The sequence below is a fragment of the Micromonospora globispora genome, assembly GCF_003857015.1.
Classification (GTDB): domain Bacteria; phylum Actinomycetota; class Actinomycetes; order Mycobacteriales; family Micromonosporaceae; genus Micromonospora; species Micromonospora globispora.
Map to the genome: position 1 here is coordinate 1 of NZ_QGGF01000533.1, position 3553 is coordinate 3553.

Annotated in this window: 5 protein-coding genes; 3 read left to right on the forward strand and 2 right to left on the reverse strand. The window is 74.0% G+C overall.

Annotated features, from left to right (window positions below; translation table 11 throughout):
* From DKL51_RS28085 to DKL51_RS28095, 3 genes are all read left to right on the forward strand, one after another.
* Positions 1–743: ComEC/Rec2 family competence protein (locus tag DKL51_RS28085; protein WP_124812680.1), on the forward strand; the 743-nt coding region annotated here is incomplete at its 5' end.
* Positions 744–921: 178 nt separating this feature from the next.
* On the forward strand, positions 922–1902 hold the full coding sequence (holA, locus tag DKL51_RS28090) for a DNA polymerase III subunit delta (protein ID WP_109942727.1): 981 nt from the start codon (positions 922–924) through the stop codon (positions 1900–1902).
* Entirely contained in the window at positions 1899–2366 is a 468-nt protein-coding gene (locus DKL51_RS28095; protein ID WP_243420533.1) for a hypothetical protein, read from the forward strand. The genes holA and DKL51_RS28095 overlap by 4 nt, the downstream gene beginning before the upstream one ends.
* A 6-nt stretch (positions 2367–2372) precedes the next feature.
* Here the strand turns inward: DKL51_RS28095 and rpsT (DKL51_RS28100) are convergent, their stop codons facing one another.
* Both rpsT (DKL51_RS28100) and rpsT (DKL51_RS28105) read right to left on the reverse strand, forming a co-directional pair.
* Positions 2373–2639, reverse strand: coding sequence for a 30S ribosomal protein S20 (gene rpsT / locus DKL51_RS28100; RefSeq protein ID WP_109942726.1), 267 nt, complete (start codon positions 2637–2639; stop codon positions 2373–2375).
* A 113-nt stretch (positions 2640–2752) separates the two neighbouring features.
* A complete protein-coding gene (rpsT, locus tag DKL51_RS28105) occupies positions 2753–3553 on the reverse strand; it encodes a 30S ribosomal protein S20 (RefSeq protein ID WP_260428691.1) in 801 nt (266 codons plus the stop codon).

Sequence of the window (3553 nt, forward strand, 5' to 3'; positions counted from 1 at the left end):
CGCTGGTGCTGCCGGTCGCCGCCGGCCGGGCGGTGGTCGTGGACGCCGGACCCGACCCGGCGGGCGTGGACGGCTGCCTGCGCCGGCTCGGCGTACGGGAGGTGCCGCTGCTGGTGATCAGCCACTTCCACGCCGACCACGTGGCCGGGATCGCCGGGGTGTTCCGGGGGCGGCGGGTGGCCGCCGTGCTGACTCCGCAGTGGTCCGAGCCCGCGTTCGGCGCGTCCCAGGTACGCGCCGCCGCACAGGCCGGCTCGGCCGCCCTGCGTAGCGCGCCGGTCGGCTGGCGGTGGCGGGCCGGGGGAGTGGAGCTGGTCGTCCTCGGCCCGCCGTACCCGCTGCGGGGCAGCCGGTCGGACCCGAACAACAATTCCCTCGTGCTGGCCGCCACGGTGGCCGGCGTGCGGATCCTGCTGCCCGGGGACGCCGAGACCGAAGAGCAGCGGGCGCTGCTGGAGAGCGGCCCGCCCGGGGCGTTCCGGGCCGACGTGCTGAAGGTCGCCCACCACGGGTCGGCGTACCAGGACCCGGAGTTCCTCGACGCCGTTCGTCCCGCCGTCGCCCTCGTCTCGGTGGGTGCCGACAACGACTACGGGCACCCCGACCCGGGCCTGCTGGCCCGGTTGACCCGCAACGGCGCCCGGGTGCTGCGGACCGACACCGACGGCGACGCGGCGGCGGTGCGGGACGGGGACGGGCTCGCGGTGGTCGTCCGGGGCATCCGGCCCGGCCGGCAGCCGTGACCTCCCGCAGCCCGCCGCGGGCTGCGCCAACGAGATCGAGGATCGACCCCGACGCGCAGGCGGCGGGCAACAGCCGACGGGCGGGGACCGCGGTAAATGTCTGGATTCGCGCTGAGTGCGGGCTGTGCTGTCACCGTCGTCGATGAGCAGCCGCGTTCCCGTCGAGGGCCGTGCGAATATGGGCGACGTGACCGTCGCCAGCCTGCCCCCGATTCTGCTCGTTCTCGGCGACGAGGAGCTGCTCGCCACGCGAGCGGTCACCGAAGCGATCGCCAAGGCGCGCAGCGTCGACCCGGACGTGGACGTCCGGGAGTACCAGGCCGGCGCCCTGACGGTGGGGGAGATCGCCGAGATGCTCAGCCCGTCGCTGTTCGGCGGGCGCCGGGTGCTCGTCCTCCGCGCCGGCCAGGACGCCCGCAAGGACCTGGTCACCGCCCTGGTGGCCTACGCGAAGAACCCCGACCCCGACGTGCAGCTCGTGGTGCTGCACCTCGGCGGCGCGAAGGGCAAGGCGTTCGCCGACGGGCTGCGGTCGGCCGGCGCGACCGTGGTGCCGGCGGCCAAGCTCAAGGGTCATCGGGAACGCGTCGCCTTCGTGCGGGACGAGATCCGCCGCGGCGGGGGCAAGTGCACCGAGGACGCCGCCGAGGGGCTGATCGCCGCGGTCGGCACCGACCTGCGCGAACTGGCCGCCGCCTGCTCCCAGCTCATCGCCGACACCGACGGCCGGATCGGCGCGGACACGGTGGCCCGCTACTACCGGGGACGGGTGGAGGTGACCGGCTTCACCGTCGCCGACGCCACCATGGTCGGTGACGTCCCCGGCGCGCTGGAGGCGCTGCGCTGGGCGCTGCACGTCGGCGTCGACCCGGTGCCGATCGCCGACGCGCTCGCCGACGGGGTCCGGACCGTGGCCCGGGTCGCCTCCGCCGGCCGGGGCAGCCCCTACCAGCTGGCCAGCAGCCTCGGCATGCCGGCGTGGAAGATCGAACGGGCCCAGCGGCAGGCGCGGGGCTGGACGCCGGAGGGCCTGGTCGAGGCGATGCGGGCGGCCGCCGAGTGCAACGCGGCCGTCAAGGGCGGTGCCGACGACCGGGCGTACGCGCTGGAGCGGGCCGTCTTCTCCGTCGCCGCCGCCCGGCAGGGCGGCGCCCGGTGACCCGATCCCCCCGTACGACCTGGGCGACCATCGCCAGCGACGAGGTGCGGTACCGGCCGCTCTATGCCCGGGTTCTGGGGCTGCGCTTCGTCAACCCGGGCGGGGTGCTCTGCTTCCTCTTCTTCGAGGGGGCGGTCACGCTGGCCGTCCTGCTCGCCCTCGCCGAGCTGGTCAGCTGGTGGGCCGTCCTGGTGCTACCAGCCGCGGTGGCGGTGATGGTGAAGCTCAACGACCTGGTCGCCGAGGTGGTGGTGCGCAGCGCCGCGCTGGTGCCGGAGCAGGAGCGGGACCGCTTCCGCCGGCAGATGGAACCGGTGGTCGGCCGGGCCCGGGTGCCGACCACCCGGTACGCGCCGGGTCGGGTGGGCGCCGACCGCCCGACGGCGCCGGCAGGTCCGCCACCACCGGACGCAGACAGCCGGAAGCCCCGGGGGTGGTCCCCCGGGGCTTCCGGTCAGGTCTGAAGGCGCTCAGGCCGAGAACGAGGCGACTCGCTTCGCGATCGCCGACTTCCGGTTCGCCGCCTGGTTGGCGTGGATGACGCCCTTGCTGGCAGCCTTGTCCAGCGCGCGGGTGGCGTCCCGCATGAGCAGGGTGGCCTTCTCGGCGTCGCCGGCCTCGGCAGCCTCGTGGAACTTCCGGATGGCGGTCTTCAGCGACGACTTGACCGACTTGTTACGCAGCCGGCGCTTCTCGTTCTGCCGGTTGCGCTTGATCTGGGACTTGATGTTCGCCACGCGACAGCCTCGTCTTGATAGCTCGGGTTGGTCTGTTTTCGCGCACGACGAGCATGCGTCATCGCCGCGCGAAAAGCCAGGTTACCAGGTCCGCCGGGACGAGCCAAAACGGCTCAGTTCCAGCCCTGTCGGGCGGCCAGCCAGCCGAGCGCCTGTTCGCCGCTCCACCGCTGGTGGGACCGGATGTGCGGGGAGGCGGTGGATGGTCCGGCGGCGGCGCTGGTGAGGAAGTAGCCGGACAGGGCGGCCAGGGTGACGTCGAGGGCGTCGGGCGGCGCGTCGGCCGACGTCGGGTGGGTGGCGAAGGCCACGTCCGCGTCCAGTCCGCTGGCGTACCCGGTGATCAGGAGGCCGGCCAGGTCGAACCAGGCCGGGCCGTGGCAGAGCCAGTTCCAGTCGCAGATCCAGGCGCGCCCGTCCCGGTCGATCAGCACGTTGTCCACCCGCAGATCGCAGTGGATCAGCCCCAGCCGGTGGTCGGGTCCGGCGTCGCCTGCGTACGAAGGGAGGCGGGACTCCAGGGCTACCAGCTCGGGCAGCCGGTTCCGCGCCCACGGCGGCAGCTCCGGCGTCGGCTCACGGCCGGCGGCCACGTCGCCCCACCAGAGGATGTCGTCGCGGGCCAGGTCGGCGAGGTTGGGCAGCCCGAGCGCGACCAGCTCCGCGGGCGGATCGGCGAGCGCGGCCGCCACCTGGGCGTACGCGGCCAGCGTGGCTTCCAGCTCGGCGGGGTCCCAGGGCAGCCCGGGGGTCCGACCGTCCACACCGTCCAGGCAGAGGGCGTACCAGCCGGCCTCGGCAGCCTCGTGGAACTTCCGGATGGCGGTCTTCAGCGACGACTTGACCGACTTGTTACGCAGCCGGCGCTTCTCGTTCTGCCGGTTGCGCTTGATCTGGGACTTGATGTTCGCCAC

Excerpts from the sequence above, each read along its gene's own strand:
- holA (WP_109942727.1), top strand. The coding sequence starts at position 922 with ATGGGCGACGTGACCGTCGCCAGCCTGCCCCCGATTCTGCTCGTTCTC.